12 protein-coding genes are annotated in these 22,202 nt (G+C 56.9%); 6 read left to right on the top strand and 6 right to left on the bottom strand.

Going from position 1 to position 22,202, the window contains the following annotated elements; all coding sequences use genetic code 11:
- Positions 1-4: 4 nt before the first annotated feature.
- Together EJV47_RS10835 and prfB are read left to right on the top strand one after the other, a co-directional pair.
- Positions 5-1,069 (top strand): branched-chain amino acid aminotransferase, encoded by a 1,065-nt coding sequence (locus EJV47_RS10835; protein ID WP_126693173.1) that lies wholly within the window; start codon positions 5-7, stop codon positions 1,067-1,069.
- Between the two features lie 162 nt (positions 1,070-1,231).
- A protein-coding gene (prfB, locus tag EJV47_RS10840) for a peptide chain release factor 2 (RefSeq protein ID WP_126693174.1) occupies positions 1,232-2,309 on the top strand; the annotation gives its coding sequence in 2 pieces (ribosomal slippage) (positions 1,232-1,282 and positions 1,284-2,309; 1,077 coding nt in all).
- Between the two features lie 147 nt (positions 2,310-2,456).
- Here the strand turns inward: prfB and EJV47_RS10845 are convergent.
- Both EJV47_RS10845 and EJV47_RS10850 read right to left on the bottom strand, forming a co-directional pair.
- Positions 2,457-4,046: a SusD/RagB family nutrient-binding outer membrane lipoprotein gene (locus EJV47_RS10845; RefSeq protein ID WP_126693175.1), complete on the bottom strand. Its 1,590-nt coding sequence runs from the start codon at positions 4,044-4,046 to the stop codon at positions 2,457-2,459.
- 13 nt (positions 4,047-4,059) lie between these two features.
- Positions 4,060-7,254, bottom strand: a complete 3,195-nt coding sequence (locus tag EJV47_RS10850) for a SusC/RagA family TonB-linked outer membrane protein (RefSeq protein WP_126693176.1) — start codon at positions 7,252-7,254, stop codon at positions 4,060-4,062.
- 964 nt (positions 7,255-8,218) lie between these two features.
- Between EJV47_RS10850 and EJV47_RS10855 the strand changes: the two genes are divergently transcribed.
- The 4 genes from EJV47_RS10855 (at position 8,219) to EJV47_RS10870 (ending at position 18,026) form a co-directional block, all read left to right on the top strand.
- Entirely contained in the window at positions 8,219-11,428 is a 3,210-nt protein-coding gene (locus EJV47_RS10855; RefSeq protein ID WP_126693177.1) for a SusC/RagA family TonB-linked outer membrane protein, read from the top strand.
- 19 nt (positions 11,429-11,447) lie between these two features.
- Entirely contained in the window at positions 11,448-12,992 is a 1,545-nt protein-coding gene (locus tag EJV47_RS10860) for a RagB/SusD family nutrient uptake outer membrane protein (RefSeq protein WP_126693178.1), read from the top strand.
- 209 nt (positions 12,993-13,201) lie between these two features.
- Complete coding sequence (locus EJV47_RS10865) at positions 13,202-16,348, top strand: SusC/RagA family TonB-linked outer membrane protein (RefSeq protein WP_126693179.1); 3,147 nt, start codon at positions 13,202-13,204, stop codon at positions 16,346-16,348.
- A 22-nt stretch (positions 16,349-16,370) separates the two neighbouring features.
- Entirely contained in the window at positions 16,371-18,026 is a 1,656-nt protein-coding gene (locus EJV47_RS10870; protein WP_243651110.1) for a RagB/SusD family nutrient uptake outer membrane protein, read from the top strand.
- Between the two features lie 71 nt (positions 18,027-18,097).
- On the opposite strand, the gene EJV47_RS10875 is transcribed toward EJV47_RS10870, so the two are convergent.
- The 4 genes from EJV47_RS10875 to EJV47_RS10890 form a co-directional block, all read right to left on the bottom strand.
- Positions 18,098-18,823, bottom strand: coding sequence for an SDR family NAD(P)-dependent oxidoreductase (locus EJV47_RS10875; RefSeq protein ID WP_126693180.1), 726 nt, complete (start codon positions 18,821-18,823; stop codon positions 18,098-18,100).
- Positions 18,824-18,926: 103 nt separating this feature from the next.
- Positions 18,927-20,345: an ATP-dependent protease ATPase subunit HslU gene (gene hslU, locus EJV47_RS10880; RefSeq protein WP_126693181.1), complete on the bottom strand. Its 1,419-nt coding sequence runs from the start codon at positions 20,343-20,345 to the stop codon at positions 18,927-18,929.
- A 396-nt stretch (positions 20,346-20,741) separates the two neighbouring features.
- Positions 20,742-21,803, bottom strand: a complete 1,062-nt coding sequence (gene porQ, locus EJV47_RS10885; RefSeq protein ID WP_126693182.1) for a type IX secretion system protein PorQ — start codon at positions 21,801-21,803, stop codon at positions 20,742-20,744.
- A 71-nt stretch (positions 21,804-21,874) separates the two neighbouring features.
- Positions 21,875-22,120 carry a DUF7660 family protein gene (locus EJV47_RS10890; RefSeq protein ID WP_126693183.1) on the bottom strand — a complete coding sequence of 82 codons (246 nt, stop codon included), beginning with the start codon at positions 22,118-22,120 and terminating at the stop codon, positions 21,875-21,877.
- Positions 22,121-22,202 lie beyond the last annotated feature (82 nt).

The following is a 22,202-nucleotide window of genomic DNA, read 5'->3' on the forward strand; positions in this document are numbered from 1 at the left end:
TTCAATGCTTGATACGCTGACGATTTCCACCCAGCGCACCACGGCCTCGCGCCTGGGCGAGCTTGACCCGGCCAACATCGAATTTGGCAAAACCTTCGCCGACCACATGTTCGTGGTGGACTACGCCAACGGCGAGTGGCAGGAGCCGCGCATTGTGCCCTACGGCGACATGCCGCTGAGCCCGGCCAACTCGGCCCTGCACTACGGGCAGTCCATCTTCGAGGGCATGAAGGCCTACCGCACCGCCGACGGCGGCGTGCAGCTCTTCCGCCCGCTCGACAACTGCCGCCGCCTGAACCTCTCGGCCCAGCGCATGTGCATGCCCGAGATTCCGGAGGAGCTGTTTATGCAGGGCCTGCTGCAGCTCGTGCGCCTCGATGCTAACTGGGTGCCCTCCGCCGACGGCTGCTCGCTCTACATCCGCCCGCTGATGTTTGCCACCGACGGCCTGCTCGGCGTGCGTCCCTCCGATACCTACCGCTTCCTCATCATCACCTCGCCCTCCAGCCCCTTCTACAGCAAGCCCATCCGGGTGCGCTTCGAGGAGAAGTACGTGCGCTCGGCGGAGGGCGGCGCCGGCTACGCCAAAAACGCCGGCAACTACGGCGCGGCCATGTACCCCACCAAGCTGGCCCAGAAGGAAGGCTACAACCAGCTCATCTGGACTGATGCCTCCGAGCACCGCTACGTGGAGGAATCCGGCACGATGAACGCCATTTTCGTCATCGACGGCCGCGTCGTCACGCCCGCCACCAGCTCGTCCATCCTCGACGGCATTACCCGCAAGAGCGTGCTGCAACTGGCCCGCGACTGGGGCATGCCCGTGGAGGAGCGCAAGGTATCGGTGCACGAAATCATCGACGCTCTGCAGAACGGGACTCTCCAGGAAGCCTTCGGCGTCGGCACCGCCGCCACTATTGCGCCCATGGCCGTTATCGGCTTCGAAGGCAAGGATTACGACTTGCCCGCCCTGACCGATGCCGCCTTTGCGCGCCGCGTCGGCAAGGCCCTGGATGAAATTCGCGCCGGCCAGGCACCCGACCCCCACGGCTGGATGGTGCGGGTGTAAAGCCGCAACTCTATTTCCCTACGCCCGCTACTGGCTTTATTTAGGCCAGTGGCGGGCGTACTCTTTGGCAGCGGCTACCTTTGCCCAGCCTAAGTCGTCAGCCTGACGCTCGGACCGCCCGATGGTCCGCTATTTTTCACCCCGCTACCCTTTCCCAGCAGAATGACTGCAGACCAAGTGAAAGACCTGAGAGGCCGCGTGGAGGCCTTGAGGAGGTACCTTTGACTACGATAACCGCAAAGCCCAGGTAACCGAGCTGGAAAGTCAGAGCCAGTCCGCCGGCTTCTGGGACGACTCCAAGAAGGCCGAGGCCACCCTCAAAGAGCTGAAAGGCATCAAGGTGTGGACCGACGACTACGAAGCCGTCGAAAAAACCCTCGACGACCTCGATGTACTCTTCGAGTTCTACAAGGAAGGCGACGTGGAGGAAGCCGAAATGCGCGCCGAGTACGACAAAACCGTCCAGGCCGTGGAACAATTGGAGTTCAAGCGCATGCTCTCCAATGAGGAAGACCAGCTCTCGGCCATCGTCGAAATCAACCCCGGCGCGGGCGGCACCGAAAGCCAGGACTGGGCCGAAATGCTCATGCGCATGTACATCATGTGGGGCGAAAAGCACGGCTTCTCGGTCCGCGAGGTGAACTACCAGCCGGGCGAAGGCGCCGGTATCAAGTCGGCCACCCTGGAAATCGACGGCCAATTCGCCTACGGCTACTTGAAAAGCGAAATCGGCGTGCACCGCCTCGTGCGCATCTCCCCCTTCGACAGCAGCGGCCGGCGGCACACCTCCTTCGCCTCCGTCTTCGCCTATCCTGTCGTTGATGATACCATCAACATCACCATCAACCCCGCTGACATCACCTGGGACACGTTCCGGGCCGGTGGTGCCGGCGGACAGAACGTGAACAAGGTAGAAACCGCCGTGCGCCTGACCCACGCCCCCTCCGGTATCATCATCGCCGTGCAGATTGAGCGTAGTCAATTGATGAACAAAGAACACGCCCTGCGGATGCTGAAGTCGCGCCTGTACCAGATCGAAATGGACAAGCGCAACGCCGCCCGGGCCGAAGTAGAAGCTGGTAAAAAGCGTATCGACTTCGGCTCCCAGATCCGCAACTACGTGCTACACCCCTACAAGCTCATCAAGGACATCCGCACCGGCGTAGAGCGTACCGACGTGCAAAATGTACTCGACGGTGACTTAGATGAGTATATCAAGGCTTGGTTGATGGAGAACTAACCGCAGCTGATACGCTCAATAAAAAGCCCCATTGGATTTACCAATGGGGCTTTTTATTGGAGCCGCAACGCAGTGAGGTTGCAGCGGAAGGGAACAAAGAAAAAGAGGTTGGGAAGTCCCAACCTCTTTTTTGTCCAGGCTGACTGCTTAGTCAACTACGTCCCAGAAAATTTTGCTCGTGAACTGGTTGATGCCAGTCGGAATATTGTTCAGGTTCGTCGCAATCTCCGTTTGCGGATACAGCAAGCGCACAGGCAGCTTGTCGGGGCGCGTCGAGGACGACTCGATCGAAGCCGGAATACGGGGGTAACCAGTTCTCCGGTACTCGCTCCAAGCCTCGATGCTTTCAACCGTATTGAACGCAAGGTACTTCTGATAGTAAATCTTTTGTTCCTTGCTTACAGCATTAGCGCCGGTGCCCGGTACATCCCAGTTTACTAGCGGATTGGCAGCGTTACGGGTGAGGTACAGGTCATAGTTAGGCACTGCGTTAGCCGACTGGTCAGCCGTCGTGGAGCGCTGGCTGGGAGCAGGGGCATAGAAGTACACGAACGAAGCCCGAATACCATCTTGATAATCCGTCTTAGCAGCTGCGTCACCGCCGGGCAAGAATCCTTTCAGCTTTGCTTCTGCCTGCAAAAACTTACTCTCAGCCAACAGGATGAGCGGCACTGGTTGGTCGAAAGCTTTGAGCAGGCCCCCGCCCAGGCGCAAACGGGCATAGTTGCCCAGAGCCGGAATATTGCTTTCGCCCAGTACCACACCGCGGTATACGTTAGCGTAAGGTGCTACCGTGGCGGGAGTGTACAAGCGGGTCAGGCGCGGATCAGGACCATTGTTCTGATACTGGTCGATGATGTACTGCGTAGGCTGCACATAGTTACGCTCCGTGGCACTGGCCAAGCCCGAAGATACTACACCATAACGGTTGTAGAACGGGCTTTGCTGGCCTTCCGACTGAATGAAGCCTGGTTGTACTTGGGCATCCGTCGTCAGGAAGCCGCCCGGAGCTGAGGCCAGTCGTGTCATCTCCGTGGTCACGTAAGCCTGCAGCGACTGTACGTTGGACATACGCAACAGAATACGCAGACGCAGGGTGTTGGCAAAACGCTGCCAGCTAGTGTGCGCAGCCGCTCCACCACCGAACACGATGTCTTCGTTGGCCAACACGCGCGTGTCAGTCGGCAACGTAGCCAGCGTAGTGGTGGCTTCCGTCAGCTTCACGACGAAGTCCTTATAGATGTCTTCGGCTTTGTCGTACTTAGGCAACACGTTTTGCAGCCCGTTCAGAGCCTGCGAATACGGTATGTCCCCGTACTGATCCACCAGCAGCTGGAAGTTGTACACCTTCATGATCTTGGCAACAGCAGCCAAATTCGGGCGTCCCTGCTCGTTGGACAACTGTTCGATCAGTTGGTAGTCGTACAGGTTGTCGTAAGTGTTGTTCCACAGGCCCTGATTGTATAGGCTGCTGTAGTTGTACGTACGCTCCTCGTTGTAGCCGTTCACCGTACCGCTTTTGCCCCAATAGGCTGCTACCCAGTTACCGTAGTTATTGTATTGGGAAGCAAAGTTGGTGGCCGTAGCATTCAAGGCCTGCGCCAGCACCGCTTGCGGCGTAGCGGTGAGCGGGTTGTTCGGGTTTTCGTTGACGTCCAGAAATTTGTCGCAACCCGTAGTAGCCAGCGTCGTGGCCGTAATAGCCAACGCTGCCCATACTTTAAAATTTCGCTTCATGTTCAACTAAGTCTTAGAAAGTCGCGGAAAGGCTCGCTCCGTAGAAACGGGTCGGCGGGGTTTGGTTGATGGTATTAATACCCACTGCGTTGGAGTTGGAGTTGCCGAAGCTGAACTCCGGGTCCGTCCACTGGTTCTCCTTGGGTACCCAGGTATACAAATTCCGCGCGTAAAGATTCAATGACACACCTTTAATCACGCGAGTCGACTCCAGTAAGGAAGCAGGCACGCTGTAGCTCAGAGAAACTTCCCGGATCTTAAAGAAGTCACCCTTGGTCACGTAGTTCTCGGCTACAGTCGTATTGTAAGCCGCGTTGGCGAAGAACTCAGCCCCACCTGGCGTCAGGTTGGAAGTATTGGCCGAGAACGTACCATCGGGATTACGTACCGACGAGTTGGGGAATACGAAGGGCAGACGGCCATACTCAGCGCTACGCTGTGAGCCCCCGGTGAAGTCAAGGTTTTCTCCGATGGAGTGGTATACGTAGTAGCCCGTACGGTATTCAGCCTGCGCTGCCAACGTGATTCCTTTGAAGGCCAAGCTGGTATTAAAACCATACTTGTGCTTAGGCAGCGTGTTGCCGAAAACCTTAAGATCCGAAGCTTTAGTCGGGAAATACTGGGTACCGTGCCCGGCCACCGCAGTCGGAGTCACTACGGTGCGGCCCTGGTCATCCTTTACGTAGTAGCTGCCACGCAGCACCGGGTAAGGCTGGCCTACAATAGCGTACACCTGGGCGTTACCACCAGTCGACAGCGCCAGTTCGGTGATGTCAGTCGTAATTGCCTTGACCTCGTTGTTGTTGTAGTTGTAGTTGGCCCCTACTTTCCAGGTCAGGCTGTTATCCAACTGAATCGGCGTGATGTTCAGATCCAGTTCCACCCCCTTGTTCTGCACTTTACCTGCATTCAGCAAGTAGCTGCTAAAGCCGGTCGTGCGCGACACCCCAGCCGAAACGGTCTGGTTCGTCGAGTTCTGGAAATAGTAGGTAGCCGCAAAATTGGCTCGACGATTCAAGAAAGCCAATTCCGTACCCACTTCATATGAAGTGGTGAATTCCGGCTTCAGGTCCGGGCTGATGAGCTGGTTGCTGGCAGTGAACGAAGTAATCGGGCCGAAGGGGAATCCACTGCCCAGACCAAAGAACGGTTCTAACGCGTAAGCACCATAGGTTTCGGCTACACCGACCCGGCCGCTGCCCACGTTGAACTGCCCTACACGAGCAATGCCAGCGCGGATTTTGCCGTAGTTCAAGAAAGAGTTGTCCTTCAACCCAGGAATAGCATCCGTGAAGACCACGGAAGCGTCAACGCTCGGGTACACGATGGAACGATTCTTCTTGCTCAGCAGCGAGGTCTGGTCGTTACGAACCGAACCATGCAGGAAGTAGATGTCGCGGAAGCCCAAAGTTGCATCAGCGAAGAACGAGAACTGCCGGTAACGGTACGTTGCGGCGCTACCCTGAATGGCCCCAACCCGGTTTTCCAAGTTAAATACATCCGGTACGGCCAGTGCCGAGGAGCGCGTGTTGGTCCAACGCGAGACACCATGCTGCACGTTGTTACCCAGAATACCGCTTATCGTGATGTCACCAAACGACTTGTTCAGGTTGATAAACAAATCAGAGTTCAAACGCGTGTTAGCGCTGGTTTGCTCCAACACGAAGCCAGGAATGTCGCGACGGGCGCCACGGCTTACGCTGTAAACGCTGTATGTAAATTGGTTCTGGTACGTGTTGCTGGCTTGGTTAGCAATGGTCCCCCCTAGACGGTACTGGATTGAAGCCCAGTCCGTCAGCTTGTATCCTAAGTCAACGTTGCCGATCAAGTAGTCTTCGCGGCTACGTACCCGGTTGTTGTCAAGGATGAAGTACGGGTTCTGGTAGTACTCGTTGTAATAGTTATCCGGCGTCGAATAGAAATCCGATTGCCAGTTTTTATAACGGCGAATCGGTATTTGAACCGACGTGTTAATAATATTCCAGTACACTGAGTTGTCACGGTCCAAGTTGGACGTAGCGTCGATGCGCTTCTGGGAGTATGAGGTATTGAAACCAACTTTCAGCTTGCCAAACTCACGCGAAGCATTCAGACGGAAGGTGTTGCGGTCAAATACATCCTTGGGTACGATACCATTATTACGCACGTTTTGGAAAGAGAGGAATATCTTACTCTTCTCGTCCCCGCCTGCAAACGATACGTTGTTCTGCATCTGGTAGCCGCGGTTGAAGAATTTGCGGCGCTCATCCGGGAAAGCCTGATACGGTAGCATTTGCGAGTCGCCGCTAGCGCTGCCGATCGGTTCACCAACTGGCACCATCTGTCCGTTGAAACGCGGACCGTACTGTTGGTTTTCGTACGGAATGTAGTTATCGAAGAAGGTGGCCGGATCGTTCGGGTCGAAGTACTCGTTCGAACCAAGGCCAAATTCCTCCTGCAGTTTGGGCAGGAAGCTGATTTCCTCAAACTGCGAAGTATGCGAGAAGGTAACAGTCGGTGTCGTGCTACCTTTTTTCGTAGTGATAATTAGTGCACCGTTAGAAGCCTGTGAACCGTAGATAGCTGCTGCGTTAGCCCCCTTAAGGATAGTCACATCAGCAATATCGTCCGGGTTCAATGCAGTCAGCACGTCATTGGGCACCAATACTCCGTCAAGTACAATCAGTGCTTGGTTTTCGCCTGTCAGCGAACGAGTACCGCGCAGCGTTACTCGTACCTGCGGATTGATACCGTTACTCAGTGTCTGGATTTGCAAACCTGAGACTTTGCCAGCTAGACCATTCGTGACATTGGTTACGCGGGCTTGGTTAAGCTCTTGTGCCTCAATCTTAGCCGTAGCGTAACCGATTTCTTTAGCTTGGCGCTGTAAACCCAAGCCACCGGTGATTACAACTTCGCCTAGCTGTTTGGTATCGTTGTTCAGCGTGACGTTGACAACCGACCCATTGCCGATAGGCCGCTCTACCGTTACGTAACCGATAGAGGAGAAAACTAGAGTGGCGGCGTCAGCTGCTACGTTCAGGGTATAAGACCCGTCCGCATTAGTTGAAGCACCATTGGTAGTGCCTTTAACCAGAACCGTCACACCAGGTAGGCCCTGTCCACTGGAAGCATCAAGAACACGACCCGAGATGGATCGGCCCTGCGCTGCTGCTTCGTGCACCGCTAAGGGAGCCATCAGCAGCGACGCAACTAGAAGTTTTTTCATTTGAAGAAAGTGAGTGATGGTGAATGAGTGTCGCCAAACATAATCAATTTTATGTTTGGCCCATAGCTATAAGCGCAGAGAATGGTTATCAGAAAGTCGCTCGATTACTAGACAAACACAATTGACCAGTATCCACCACGACACTATCATCGGAAGTTCACCTGTATGCTCGCTACCCGTCTATTAAAAATCAAACCACAGATTACCAACGCAATAACCACTGCTGTCTAGAGATTTGAGCTGGCTTGCCCATCAAATTCCTCGGCTTATTTCTGAGATTAATCCTCTTTAATTAGTTGATTATATCCAAAGCAACCACACTTGTCTTTGTTACCCTAAACAAGTCTTATTCCAAGTAGTAAAATATAACTTTACGTATAAACTAAAACCATATATCCAGCTATAAAAACATTGTATTTATTCCAAATTCCTCTACTCCTTTCGAATCTACCACGTTGATATTCCAACCTTTGCATTAAAAAATATTTAATCATAGTTTGTGTTTTTACACGCTAACTTGTGCTTTTAGTTTGTGAGGCGTGTTAGAACTTTGTCAACGTATTACAAAGACTACCAGCGGGATGACCCTGATTTCACAATAGCTTTTATGAATGCGCTGGTTCATTAACACTAAAGCAATTATTATTCATTTTATTATATATAATGCAAAGCCATGGTTTATGAATATTCAAATATTAAATATTTATATAGCAACTACCCTAGGTCCATCACCTGGTGATTCGCAATGGAGCAGGTCAGCCTGGCGTAAACGACCTACCCGATATCATACACCTTTGCCCCACGACTACCTATATTAGCAGACTCATTACTAGCTACCTACCCTAGACTTACTGTGACGATACTGACTTAAGCTTTATTTATATGCGCTGAACCTCTGCGAAGTACCTGCCACCCAAAGCACAAAACCCTCCATAACACACACCCGTCAACTTTTTTTCAACGCATGAACAAACTTTTACTGGGCTTAATCCCCTTGGCGGCCATTGTGCACCAAGCAAACGCCCAATCCCGGAGCGTCTCTGGGCGTGTCACTGACCGCGCTACCGGAGAGGGAATTCCTGGCGTCACGATTGTAGTGCCTGGCACTACAGTCGGGGTATCTACCAATGCCGATGGCACTTTCGCGCTCGACCTACCCGCTGGCGCTAAAACGCTACGCATTAGCTCGGTAGGTTACATGTCGGTGGAGTTGCCCGTTGGCAATGAAACCAAGTTCAACATTGGCCTGGCTACGGACACCAAGATGACCAGCGAGGTTGTGGTAACGGGGTATGGCGGGTCGCAGGATGTGAAGGACATCACCGGTTCCTTTGCTAAGCTGGATCAAACCAAGCTTACTTCGCAGCCCGTGCAGAGCGCCGATCAGGCGCTGGCTGGTCGGGTAGCCGGGGTGCAAATCACCAACAGCAGCGGTACGCTCGGTGACGCCGTGACGGTGCGTATCCGCGGCATCAACTCCATTAATGGCAGCTCGCAGCCGCTGTTCGTGATTGACGGGGTGCCGATGACGGAGTTCGGCAACTTGAACATCATGACCTCCGGTCTGCGCTATAACCCGCTGGCCGACATCAACCCGAATGATATCGAGTCGATGACGGTGCTGAAGGATGCCTCGGCGGCGGCCATCTACGGCTCGCGCGCTACCAACGGGGTAATTCTGATTACAACCAAAAAGGGTAAGAGTGGACAATCCAAGCTGACGCTGAACGTGTCGGGTGGCATGATGGAGCCCACCAAGCTGCCCAAGCTGCTGAATGCCTCGGAATTCCGTGACATCACCAACGAAAAGCTGAACAACGCGCTGCCTAACGCCGCCCCAATTGCCATCAACGGCGACGCGAATATGGATGGCGTGGAAGACGACACCAACTGGGTAGACCAGATCTACCAGCGCGGCTACATCCAAGATTACCAACTGGCCTTGACCAGCGGTAACGATAAAGGCAGCTACTACGCGTCGGTAGGCTACTCCGACCAGAAAGGCACCATCGTATCCAACCGGCTGCGGCGCGCCAATGGCCGCATCAATATGGAGCTGACGCCGAAAACCTGGGCCAAGGCCGGAGTGAACATGAGCTTCAACCACGCCTATAACCAAGGAGTGCTCGGGCCAAACCTGACCAGCAACTTCTTCGCCTCCCCCACCTTCGGGGCCCTAAACGCGCAGCCTAACATCCCGGTGTATAATGCTGACGGGTCATATTACTTGGACGACCAGCGGTATCTGGGGCAGGGTAGCAACGTCGGTTTGACTACTTACATACCTTACACCGGCACGGCAGGTCGCCTGTACCATCCGCTGGCCACGCTGAAGCTGAACAACAACAACAACACACAGCGGCGCCTGCTGGGCAATGCGTACCTCACCGTCACGCCGCTGAAAGGCCTGAGCGTGACGACGAAGTTCGGGGTCGACTATATTAATAACTATGAGTACCAGTACAGCGACCCGAGCATTGCGGGCCTAGGCTTTGACTTTGGGGGCGTGAACGGCTTGGGCGGCTTGGTGCAAAAGACGCGGGCTGACAACACGCTCACGACTTGGCAGAACTACGCTACATACTCGCACCTGTTTGGCGACAACCATAATATCGACGCCACTTTCGGTTACGAGCAGAACCTGGAAACCTACGAAGCTTCGTTCACGAGCGGCGCTTTCCTCGCTGACCCGATTTTCAAAGACAACTATTCCGGGCTCTTCGACCCGCTACAGTCGGGTCAAGGTACTTCGCGCGACGTAACGGCTTGGCAGTCGTTGTTCGGGCGCCTCAACTATGCCTTTTCGGATAAATACTACGCTACGTTTACAGCCCGTCGCGATGCTAGCTCACGTTTTGGTGAGCAGGAACGCTGGGGGTTTTTCCCAGGGGCGTCGGTAGGCTGGCGCATCTCGCGGGAGGCATTTATGAGTGATATAAGCGTCATCAACGATCTGAAGCTGAAAGCTAGCTACGGCCTAGTGGGCAATAGTGCTGGTATTAGCTCATACGCTGCTGCTACCCTCATTGGCCAAGGTCAATACGGCATCTACCCGGGCTTTGCTATCAATAAACTCAATAACCCTAGTCTGCGCTGGGAGACGGGTAAAAAGCTGGATATAGGGTTTGATGCTTCCATTCTAAAGGACCGAATTGGCATCAATTTCGATTTCTTCAGCAACGACGTTGATAACCTACTACTAGGCGTGCCGGCACCATATTCTTCCGGAATTCCTAATGACCCCGGCCTGCCACTCGTTTCTAAGTTCCGTAACGTTGGTAGAATGTATAACAGAGGCGTTGAACTGACGCTGAACACTACTAACCTAGAAACGCCTACCGGGTTCAAGTGGACATCGTCTTTTAACTACTCATATTTGGTCAACCGCGTAACGGAGTTACCTGCTGGCGACGTACAGAGCAGCGTAGTGTATCGCTTCGCCAGTGAGGGCCACCCAATCACCGAATACAATCTTTTGCGTTGGGTAGGGGTAAATCCGGCAAACGGTAACCCGCAGTGGCTTGACGCCAACGGCAACGTGCGCGAGTACAATTATGGACTTCCGGCTGGTACTTGGTTGCACAACGGCGAATCGACGCTGAACGGACAGCCAGTACCAGAACCTTCGACGCAAACTGATGGTCAATGGACTGGCAAAACTGGCTTCCCCAAATGGATGGGTGGTTTTGACAACACGTTCAGCTATAAAGGATTGCAGTTGGAAATATTCTTGCAATACAGCGGCGGCAACTACCTCTACAACTCTACTCGCTCGCAACTGCTCACATTCAGCGCTACTAACAACACTACCCAGATTCTGGACCGTTGGCGCCAGCCCGGTGATGAAACCAACATTCCGCGTTTGTTCATCAACCAAAACCAGCACCAGCGCAGCTCTACCCTATTTATGGAGAAGGGTGATTTCCTACGTGTACGTCAGGTGCGCCTAGCTTACCTACTGCCGACTGCTATCAGTCAAAAGTTCGGCTCGTCGCGCGTCAACTTATTTGCAATGGTTCAGAACGCTTTTGTGTTCACTAAGTACAGCGGCCTTGACCCCGAAGTAAACGTAGCTGCTAACGAGGGGACGAACAGCAACATTGCATACGGAATTGACCAGCGTTCCAACCCGCAGGTACGGACGTACACCGCTGGCTTCAACATTGATTTCTGATTTTTCGCCGAGACGTTTCATGAAACTTACCTTTCCTTTTATAGGCCGGGCCGCATTGCTTAGCCTGTTGCTGACCGCCGGCGCGGGCTGCGAATTGCTTGATCAACAATCACCACAGGACTTCAACCCCGACGACGTATTCTCTTCGCCAGGACGCGTAGACAAGGCGGCGGCTGGGATGTATGACGCGTTGCAGGATGGCGAATTTCTGGGCAGCTTCGCTTTGATTTACAGCGACGTCCGTTCCGATGATGTCGATTTGCCGTCTGGCTTTCAGAATTTGGCTACCAGTACCCTGCAATCGGGCGACGGCAACGCTCTAGGTGCTTGGGCCGGGGGCTACCGCAGCATGTACATGGCCAACTACATGATTCGGGAATTGACTCGGCGTAATGGTGCCGGTATTCCCGCCGACAAGTACAACCAGTACATCGCAGAGGCCAAATTCATCCGCGCGCTCTGCCACTTCACGCTCGTCAACCTGTTTGCCCATCCTTACCGGTTCAGCCCTGACGGCTCACACCTAGGCGTGCCGATTCAGCTGGACGCGCCAGATGGCACTGAAGCATACCAACCAGCCCAGCAGAAGCCCCGCGCTACGGTCAAGCAGGTATACGAACAGGTTACTCAGGACCTGAAGGACGCCATCAAAGGCTTGCCGGTAAATCAAGGCTCAACTAACCTTAACGTGGCCCGGGCAACCAAGGACGCGGCTTGCGGCCTGTTGTCACGCGTGTACCTCTACCAGATGCAGTATGACAGCGCCGCGCGTTATGCCAATCTGGTAATTACCTCTACCCGCCACCAGATGAACGCGGAGGCCAAGGACGCATTCAGCGTGACGGCCGGGGAAGAACGGAATTTTGTCTCCGATACGGAATCAATCTTCTTCATTGCTATGTCGCAGAACGATAACCCGAATACCAACGCGGCTATCGGGCAGTTCTACGCACCGGGCACCAGCATTTCGATAGGGCCGTACGTTCGGGCGCTGCCCGGTCCGTTCAACTCCGCTAATAACCTACCGATTCCCAACGGTTCCACGGCAGCTAACACTGACCGGCGTCGCCTTGATCTGACCGTTTACCGCACCTCCCCGCCCCCGGCCCGCTGGTGGACGCGCAAGTATACCGGTAACCTGCCCAGCGGCGCGGCCGGCAACTCGAACCGCGGAGCCTGGATTCCGATTGTGCGCTACCCGGAAATTCTGCTCAACCGCGCCGAAGCTCTGGCTCGCACCAGCGGAATTACCACCGAGGCCGTTAGCCTGCTGAACCAAGTGCGTGACCGTTCGAAGCCGACTTCCGCCGCTTCGTACACCACCGCCAGCTTTGCCAACGCCCAGGCCTTGATTGATGCTATTCTGACAGAGCGCCGCTTCGAGCTTGCTTTCGAAGGCCACCGCTACTACGACTTGCTTCGCACCGCGGCGTTCGTACCGGAACACGGCACCGGCACTATCAAGGTGCCGGCCCTGGCATGGAACGATCCTCGCTCTATTTTGCCAATTCCGGCGAACGAATTGCAGCGCAACCCAAATCTTGTACAAAACACAGGGTACTAGGATATTTAAAATCCTGGTTATTAACGCAAAGCCCGACCATTACTGGTCGGGCTTTTGTTTTTCATTCAGGTAAGATTCCTTTTCGGATAGCATAAAGTCTGTCATCAATAACCACTTGTGTTATTAAAAAGTCATTAAGCAGTACGAACTTGGATGACTATGTTGTACATTTAGATGAGTCTTTCTCACTTCACTCACTTCATTTTCGCATGAACAAACTTTTACTGGGTCTGATCCCCTTGGCGGCCATCGTGCACCAGGCGGAAGCCCAAACCCGCCAGATTTCTGGCCGGGTTACTGACCGAGCCACTGGCGAAGGAATTCCTGGTGCCACTGTTCTTATCAAAGGCACGACTACTGGTGTTTCTACAAACTCGGACGGTACGTTTACGCTGAGTGCGCCCAACGAGGGTGGTACTCTGTCCATTAGCTCGGTTGGCTACATTGCAGTGGAGCGCCCGATCGGCACCGATACGCAGATCAACATCGGGCTGGCCTCGGACAACAAGACCCTGAGCGAAGTAGTCGTAACCGGCTACGGCACTCAGGAGCGCCGCGATTTGACGGGCTCTATCACCACGGTACAGGGCGAAGCCATTGCCAACCTCGCTACTCCGAGCTTTGCCCAGCAGTTGGCAGGCCGTTCGGCTGGCGTGGTAGTACAAACGCCGACTGGTCTGCTCGGTCAGCAGCCGCGCATCCAGATTCGGGGTACGAACTCCATTTCCTCGGGCACTTATCCGCTGGTTGTAGTGGATGGGCAGCCCATCTTCACCGGCAACACCAGCGCCTTCGCCAACGGCTCCAACCCGCTGGCTGACATCAACCCGGCCGACATCGAGTCGTACGAAGTCCTGAAGGACGGTTCGGCTACGGCTATCTACGGTTCGCGCGCCGCCAACGGGGTAATTCTGATTACGACCAAGAAAGGCCGTCAGGGCCGGGCGTCGTTTACCTACGATAACTATTTGGGCGTGGCACAAACCCTCAAGCGTTACGACATGCTCAACGCTGAGGAGTTTATCGAAATCAGCAACGAAAAAGACCGCAACGCGGGTGGTGCCGGTACGATTGCTGCTCCGTTCGTCGATGCTAACGGAAATACCGTCAGCACTGACTGGCAGGATGAAATCTTCCGGCAAGGGTTCCAGCAGAACCACGTTGCTTCGGTTTCCGGTGCTACCGACAAAACGAACTACTACTTCTCCGGTGGTTACACGGACCAGACCGGCGTTATCGTGAGCAACTCGCTGCAGCGTTTCAGCTTCCGGGCCAACATCGATAACGAGGTGAAGAAGTGGATGCGCGTGGGCATGAACCTGGGCCTGACGCGGACCCGGGTATACGGCCTGAACACGAGCATTAATGGTTTGTCGGGCAACGTGGCCGGCGCCCTGTCGCTGTTCCCCAACGTGCCCGCTCGTAACCCCGATGGCACGCCCTACACCAACGCTGCCGGTATTCTGGGCCAGGGCAACAACAGCCAGGCCATTGCCTTCAACTACCCGAACATCCTTTTCCCGCTGGAAAACAACATTTACCGCTCCATCAGCTACCGTATCCTCGGCAACGGGTATCTGGAAGTGGAGCCGGTGAAAAATCTGCGTCTGCGCACCCAGCTCAGCACTGACACCCAGCTGCAGGATGACTTCACGTTCTGGGATCCGCGCCAGGGCGACGGCCGTGGCGTAAACGGTTACGTCTACCAGCTGTTCGGTCCCAGCATCCGCTGGAACTGGGTTAACACCGCCACTTACAACACCGTTGTCGGCGAGTCGCACAAAATCAACGCCGTAATCGGTACTGAATACCAGAAAACGACTTCCTCCTACTACTCGGCGTCGGGCACGAACATTTCGGACCGTACCCTGGGCCAGAACGGTATCATCAGCTCGACGCTGGCTACGCCCAGCATCGGTGGTGACTTTGCCGAGCAGGGGCTGCAGTCCTACTTTGGTCGTTTGAACTACTCGTTCAAGGACCGTTACCTGCTGAGCTTCACCCTGCGTTCGGACGCTTTGTCGTCGCTGCCGGAGGCTAACCGTCGCGGCTTGTTCCCGGGTGGCTCGATTGGCTGGCGCATCTCGGAAGAGTCGTTCTTCAAGGGTATGGGCCTGTCGTCGGTTTGGACGGACTTCAAGGTTCGTGCATCGTACGCACAGGTGGGCAACACTGATATCGGTTTCTTCCCGTACGTAGGGGCCTTCGGTGCCGCGCAGTACGGTACCTCGTCGGCTCTGGCCTACAACACCAGCGGCCGTTTCGGCAACGACCAAATCAAATGGGAATCGTCCAAGAAAACCGACATCGGGGTTGACTTGGGCTTCTTGGGCGGCCGCATCAACGTCAACGCGGACTACTACGAGAACGACGTAGACGGGCTGATTCTGGCCGTGCGTACTCCGCTCTCGCTGGGCGTACCGAACAACGGCTACAACGCCAACATTGGCTCGATCAACAACAAAGGTTTTGAACTGTCGCTGAATACCGAGAACATTCGGAAAGACAACTTCACCTGGTCGACCACTTTCAACATCTCGACCAACAAGAACGAGGTGACGGGGCTGAACAACAATGAAGACATCATCGACCCGTACAACATTACGCGGGTGGGTGAAGCCATTGGTTCGCTCTACGGCTACGATTACCAGGGCGTAAACCCGTCCAATGGCAACCCCATCTACCGGAAAGCCGATGGCTCGCTGGTACAGGGCAGCACGGCAGCTTCGGGCGCTACGGCCAGCCGTTACTACGTGTATGACCCCGCCAACCCCGGCGCCGCGCTGGGTACCGGCGTAGCAGCTTCCACGCTCACCACGGCTGACAAGAAGGTCCTCGGCCAGACCAACCCGAAAGTATTCGGCGGTCTGGGCAACACCGTCACCTTCATGGGCTTTGATCTGGACGTGTTCTTCCGCTACAACTACGGCAACAAGATCATGAACGTGACGCGTCAGCAACTGCTGCGCAACGACTTCCTGAACAACGGCCGGGAGATTCTCGACCGTTGGCAGCGGGAGGGCGACCAGACGGACGTACCGCGCATCGCCTCGGGTACCAGCGCCTTCGTCAACCAGGACGGTAACGCTTCGACCCGCTTCGTGGAGAGCGGCAACTTCGTGCGCCTGCAGAACGTGACGCTGGGCTACACCATCCCGACGCGCTTCACTAATACGCTCAGTGTGAACCGCATCCGCTTCTTCGTGCAGGCGCAGAACGTGTTCACCATCACCAAATACAAGGGGGTAGACCCGGAAGTCAACACCAACTTCACCTCGAACCGTCAGGCTGGTGTGGACTACAACAGCAACCCGCAGCAGCGGGTAGTAACGGGCGGCGTGAACGTTGCTTTCTAATTCCTTGTTTCGCTTTTCACTGATGAACAATACCTTTTCTCTTTTCAGCCGCCAGCGGATGTTGGCGCTGGCTTTTGTTGCGACGTTAGGCCTGGGCGCCTGCGATGTAACGGACTTAAGCCCACGAAACCAGCTATCGGAAACGGCCATCTTCACCGACCCGGCCCGCGTCGCGCTGGCCGTAAACGGGGTGTACAACGCTGCTCAGTCCGGTTTCTATGATCCGTTGAACGGCACGGCGCTGGCCGTGCGCGGCTATCCGTTTGGCGCCGCCAGCATGGCGCTGGGTGACGCCCGTGGCGAGGACGTATCGGACATGGCCGGTTTCTTCGGTCTCGTGTTCCAAAACCAGATTACGCCGGCCGCGCCGAACCTGGTAAATATCTGGTCGAACTGCTACTCGGTTATCAACCAAGCCAACGTGACCATCGCGGGCGTACGCCAGGCGGCGGCCAGCGGTATCATTTCGGCGGCTGATGCTGCGGTATACGAAGGAGAGCTGCGCTTCCTGCGCGCCCTGTCGCACCACGAACTGGTTATCAACTTCTCGCGTCCGTACACCGATAACAACGGGTCTAACCCGGGTGTACCCTACCGCGATGTTCCGGTGAATACCATTGCCGGGGTAGAAGCTGCCCGTTCTCAGGGCCGGGGTACCGTAGCAGAGGTCTACACCAAGATGCTGGCTGACCTCGACTTCGCCGAAACCAACCTGCCCAACACCCGCACCATTACGGGGGCGACTTCGCCTTCGGTGACGCGGGCTACTAAAGGGGCGGCCATTGCGCTGAAGCAGCGTCTGCGCCTGCACCAGGGCGAATGGGCACTGGCTGTGACGGAAGGCAACAAGCTCATCACGGGCACGACGACCTTCACCAGCCCCATCGGCGGCTACGCCCTGGCAGCTACGCAACGGGCAGCATTCCCCGGCGGAACGGCCGTTTCGGCGGAGAATATCTTCTCCGTGGAGAACAGCGCTCAGGATAACCCGGGGGTAAACGGCGCTGTGGCCAACGTATTCGGCTCCTCCGCGACGCCGGCCAACGGCGGTATCAACGGCCGCGCCCTGCTGGCCGTTAGCCCGGGCCTGTACAACGCGCCGTTCTTTACCTGCAACGATTTGCGTCGTACGCAGATGATGCAGCAGGACGGCGTGCGTACTGCTTACGTGCTGCGCAAGTACACCGATGCCGCTACCAGCTCGGACTTCGCGCCCATCATCCGCTATGCGGAGGTGATTCTGAACCAGGCCGAGGCGCTGGCTCGTACGGGCACTAACAACACACTGGCCCTGAGCCTGCTCAACGCTGTGCGCAACCGCTCGGTAACGACGGCTGCCGACCAGTACGCTCCCGGCTCGCTGGCTGGTGCTGCACTGGTGCGGGCTATCCTGAACGAGCGTCGCATTGAGTTTGTGGGTGAAGGCAAACGCTGGGGTGACATTTCGCGCCTGTCGCCGGATGCTACTTTCGGTCCCGGTGGTGTCCCGGCCAAATACAATGGCCAGGTATCTGGTCAGGTAACGCTGGCCCGCTACGCCTGCAACAACCCGGGCGCTCTGGCAACGCCTTCGGTATCGGCAGTGCCCTACAGCAACTTCCTGTTCCTGTGGCCCATTCCGGCCATCGAAGTAGCCAACAACCCTGTACTGGCTGCGCAGCAGAACCCGGGCTACTAGGCCCTACCTGCTCAAACCACAAAAGCCCCGACCATTTGGTCGGGGCTTTTTTTATGGCTTGCCCGGCAAAATCAGCCCAGCTCCTTCATGTGCAGCACTACATTTCCCGTTGCGGCACCGCGCAGCCAGGCAATGATGCGCTGAGCGGCGTCGCTGGGGGCCGTTAGCTGCCCGGCGTCGTGCAGACCGATGAAGCGGTCCACCTCGCTGAGCTGACTGGCATCGGCCTGGCGAATGTGAAGCTGCATATCCGTGTCGATGGTGCCGGGCGAGAGGCTGCGGATGCGCACGGGGCGGCCGCGGCGGTCCTGCTCCTTCTGGGCCACTTGGCTCATCATATCGAGGGCGGCTTTGGAGGCGCAGTAGGCGCCCCAGCCGTCGACGGGGCGCTGGCCGGCGCCGCTGCTGATGTTGAGCACCGTGAGCGGGCAGCCCAGGCTACCGTAGGCACTCAGGAAGGTGTTCATCAGCATGGCCGGCACGATGACGTTGACGTCGAATACGAACTCGTAATGCTCGTTGGGCTGCTCACCGAAGTAGGCAATGTCGCCCATGACCCCGGCGTTGTTGATCAGCGTAAGGCTTTGCGCGTCGGGGCGGGCCGGGAAAAGCTTGTAGAGGTTGTTCTGCACGGCCACCACATCGGAAAAATCGAGGGGCTGGTGCTGGTAGCGCGCGTGCTCGATGGTGGCGTGGCGCGACACGCCGAGCACCTGGGTATCGGCTTGCGTCAGCAATTCTTCGGCCAAGGCCTTGCCCAGGCCGCGGCTGGCGCCGGTGATAATGTAGTAGTGCATGCAGTGAGGTGGTGAAATGATGAGTGTCGTTCAACGACTGTCCTTCCGGACGATTACGCCGAGAAGTACGGGACCGTTGAACGACACTCGCCATTTCACCTGCTCACAGAATGTATTGGCTCAGGTCGCGGTTGCGCACCATGCCCTGCAGACGCTGCTCCACCAGCTCGCGCGTAATCTGAATGTGGGCATTGGCGCCGATGCGGTCGGGCACGTCGAACAGGATGTCGTTGAGCAGGCGGCTCATGACGGTGTGCAGGCGGCGGGCCCCGATGTTTTCCACCTCGCTGTTGACTTCGAAGGCAATGCTGGCCAGCTGCTCCAAGGCCGCGTCATCGAAGGTCAGCTCCACGTCCTCGGCCTTGAGCAGGGCTTCGTACTGCTTGGTGAGGGCGTTTTTGGGGTCCTTGAGGATGCGGTAGAAGTCGTCCTTCGACAGGCTCTGCAGCTCCACGCGGATGGGGAAGCGGCCCTGCAGCTCCGGAATCAGGTCGGAAGGCTTGCTAACGTGAAAGGCGCCGGCGGCAATGAACAGGATGTGGTCGGTATTCACGACACCGTACTTGGTCGTGACGGCCGAGCCTTCCACGATGGGCAGCAAATCCCGCTGCACCCCTTCGCGGCTGACGTCGGGGCCGCTCTTGCCGGCGTTGGAGGAGGCTACCTTGTCGATTTCGTCGATGAAGATGATGCCGGCGTTTTCGGCCAGGCGAATGGCCTCGTCCTTCACCTCGTCCATGTCGATGAGCTTGGCAGCTTCCTCGTCGAGCAGGATTTTGCGGGCTTCGGCAATGGTGACCTTGCGCTTGCGCGTCTTCTTGGGCATCATCGAGCCGAGCATGTCCTGCAACCCCTGCAGCGAGGCTTCATCGAGCCCGGCCTGCCCGCCCATGAGGCCGATGCCGGGGCTGCTGTTCTGCTGCACCTTAATGTCGATAAACCGGTCTTCCAGCTCGCCGCGGCGCAGCTTCTCGCGGAACCGCACCCGGGTCCGCTCGTTCAGCTCGGTGTCGGAGCTGGGCATTTCCTCCGGGGAAGACGACGGGCCGCCAAAGCCCAGGCCGGGCTTCACGACGGAACTACCCACGCCGGGCAGGGGCGGAATGAGCGCGTCGATGATGGCATCCTCGACGGCCTGGGCAGCCTGGGTTTTGACGGCTTCCTTGCGGCGCTGCTTCACCAGGTTGACGGCCTGCTCGGCCAGGTCGCGCACCATGCTTTCCACGTCGCGGCCCACGTAGCCGACTTCAGTGAACTTGCTGGCTTCGACCTTGGTGAAAGGCGCGTCGGCAATGGCGGCGAGGCGGCGGGCAATTTCGGTTTTGCCCACGCCCGTCGAGCCGATCATCAGGATGTTGTTGGGCACGATTTCGCGCTGCATGTCCTGGGGCGCGTGCAGGCGGCGCCAGCGGTTGCGCAGGGCAATGGCCACGTTGCGCTTGGCGTCGTGCTGGCCAATGATGTATTTGTCGAGCTCGGCCACAATCTGGGCCGGCGTGAGGAAGGTGGCGGAATCAAGCATGAGTCAGAAGCTACGGCTGCCGACTAGATACTGCGCGGCTGCCGCAGAGTTGCCCGGCAGCAAAAATGATGGCGGAATCGGCCAGGGTGCCGTTCTGGCAGGTGGCGGCCAACGGTGCGGGTGGCAGTCATTGCGAGGCGCAGCCGAAGCAACCGCAGGAAGGCGTAGCCAATCCTTCCTCTCGCGGCGCGCCGCCACAGTTGGCACCAACCAAAACCAGCCGCGCCCGAAACCGCTGAGGTTCCGGGCGCGGCTGGTTTAGTTCAGACGACCTTACGGTTGACAGGGATTGTAGCGGCGGTGCTACTGGAGAAAGGATTGGCTGCGCCTTCTTGCAGTTGCCGCGCTTGACTACCTCGGCCTTCCGCTCGCAATGCCTGCCAGTGCTGTCGTCGGCTATTCCTTCTTCTTGAACAGCTCGTCCACGTTGCGGGTGAGCGTGATGTAGTTGGCACCGCCCGACACGTGGTACATGGCGCGGGTGTACTCGAACTGATAGGCGCCGAGCCGCAGCATGGCGCCGAAAGCCAGGCCGGCGCCGCCGGAGGTGTTGTCGAGGCGCAGCTCCCGGCGGCGCAGGTGGTTGTACGACACGCGGATATTCAAGCCCTTGCCCAGCAGCAGCTCCCCTCCTACCGTGAAGTGGCGGGCAATTTTGTCGCCGACCGATTTCTTGGGCGTTTTGGTGGTGCCATCCAGGCTCGTGGTGCGGCTGCGGACGGTGTCGAGGTACACGATGTCGAACTGCTGCAGGTGGTGGGCCGTGATGGTGAAGCGCACCGGCATGTGCTCGGGCTTGATGGAGGTACCGATTTGCACGTCGAGCGGCATGGGTTCCCGCCCGCTGCCTTCAAATGGCTTGAGCTGGTAGCCGACGTTTTTCACGGCCAGGCCCACGGTCCAGTCCTTTTCGGGGTGCTTGAACACGCTGCCCACGTCGAGCAGGGTAGCCACGGAGTGGTTGCCGGCAATACCGGCTACGGCCAGCCGGGCCGTGCCGCCGAGCGTGAACGGGCCCACGGTGTGGGCATTGCTCACGCTCAAGTGGTAGTCGTTGACGGAGAACGTGCCCAGGGGCGTGCCGGCCGGGTCGTATTGGTCAAAGTCGCCGTAGCTCAGATACGAGAGGCCGAAGCCCCAGCGGCCCAGCTTCTGGGAGTTGCGCACGTAGGCGGCGGTGCTCTGCTTGATGCTGCCCAGGTAGCCGCCGTAGCTCAGGCTCAGCCGGCCGTCCATATCGGCGTTGAGCAGGGCCGGGTTGCCATAGAGCATGTTGGGGTCGGCGGTGCGGCCCGATACGCTCATGCCACCCACGCTGGCCAGGTAAGCCGAGGGCGGCAGGTGCAGCGAGGAAAACACGCTCTGCCCCCCAATCTGGGCCTGGGCAGCCGTGACGCCAGCTACCAGGGCCGGCCCAACCAACAAAACACGAAACAGGCGGCGTACGGGTCGAATCATTACAGCTAAGATACTCAGAAGAACTGCCTCAGTACGCACAAGCGGGCGGTTTATTGTGAGCCGCCCGGGCTTTACTCGTAGATGCTGGCCGCCTGTATAATATTGGCAAACACCCGCCAGCTGACTTGCCGGGGTATTTCCTGGCCGGTATTGCGGTAATAGCCCTCCATGTCGGCCACCCAGCGGCTCATGGCGTCGAGAAAAGCGGGCAGCGTGTGGTTTTCCCAGTCTTCGGGGTTGGTCAGCAAATCACGCTGCAGTTCCGCTAGAAAAAGTAGGAAATCCTGCTTGCTGTTGACTTCGTCGGCGTCCATCATAATGCCAGATAAACGCTTAGCCCCGCCCTGGCAAGTTGCCGGAGCGGGGCTAAGCGTTTCAGGTAGAAATGAAACTGTCACG

Origin of the sequence: Hymenobacter gummosus, from assembly GCF_003970915.1 — a bacterium.
In the GTDB taxonomy this organism is placed as follows: domain Bacteria; phylum Bacteroidota; class Bacteroidia; order Cytophagales; family Hymenobacteraceae; genus Solirubrum; species Solirubrum gummosum.

Excerpts from the sequence above, each read along its gene's own strand:
- EJV47_RS10835 (WP_126693173.1), top strand. The coding sequence starts at position 5 with ATGCTTGATACGCTGACGATTTCCACCCAGCGCACCACGGCCTCGCGC.
- EJV47_RS10845 (WP_126693175.1), bottom strand. The coding sequence starts at position 4,046 with ATGAAGCGAAATTTTAAAGTATGGGCAGCGTTGGCTATTACGGCCACG.
- EJV47_RS10850 (WP_126693176.1), bottom strand. The coding sequence starts at position 7,254 with ATGAAAAAACTTCTAGTTGCGTCGCTGCTGATGGCTCCCTTAGCGGTG.
- EJV47_RS10855 (WP_126693177.1), top strand. The coding sequence starts at position 8,219 with ATGAACAAACTTTTACTGGGCTTAATCCCCTTGGCGGCCATTGTGCAC.
- EJV47_RS10860 (WP_126693178.1), top strand. The coding sequence starts at position 11,448 with ATGAAACTTACCTTTCCTTTTATAGGCCGGGCCGCATTGCTTAGCCTG.
- EJV47_RS10865 (WP_126693179.1), top strand. The coding sequence starts at position 13,202 with ATGAACAAACTTTTACTGGGTCTGATCCCCTTGGCGGCCATCGTGCAC.
- EJV47_RS10870 (WP_243651110.1), top strand. The coding sequence starts at position 16,371 with ATGAACAATACCTTTTCTCTTTTCAGCCGCCAGCGGATGTTGGCGCTG.
- EJV47_RS10875 (WP_126693180.1), bottom strand. The coding sequence starts at position 18,823 with ATGCACTACTACATTATCACCGGCGCCAGCCGCGGCCTGGGCAAGGCC.
- hslU (WP_126693181.1), bottom strand. The coding sequence starts at position 20,345 with ATGCTTGATTCCGCCACCTTCCTCACGCCGGCCCAGATTGTGGCCGAG.
- porQ (WP_126693182.1), bottom strand. The coding sequence starts at position 21,803 with ATGATTCGACCCGTACGCCGCCTGTTTCGTGTTTTGTTGGTTGGGCCG.
- EJV47_RS10890 (WP_126693183.1), bottom strand. The coding sequence starts at position 22,120 with ATGATGGACGCCGACGAAGTCAACAGCAAGCAGGATTTCCTACTTTTT.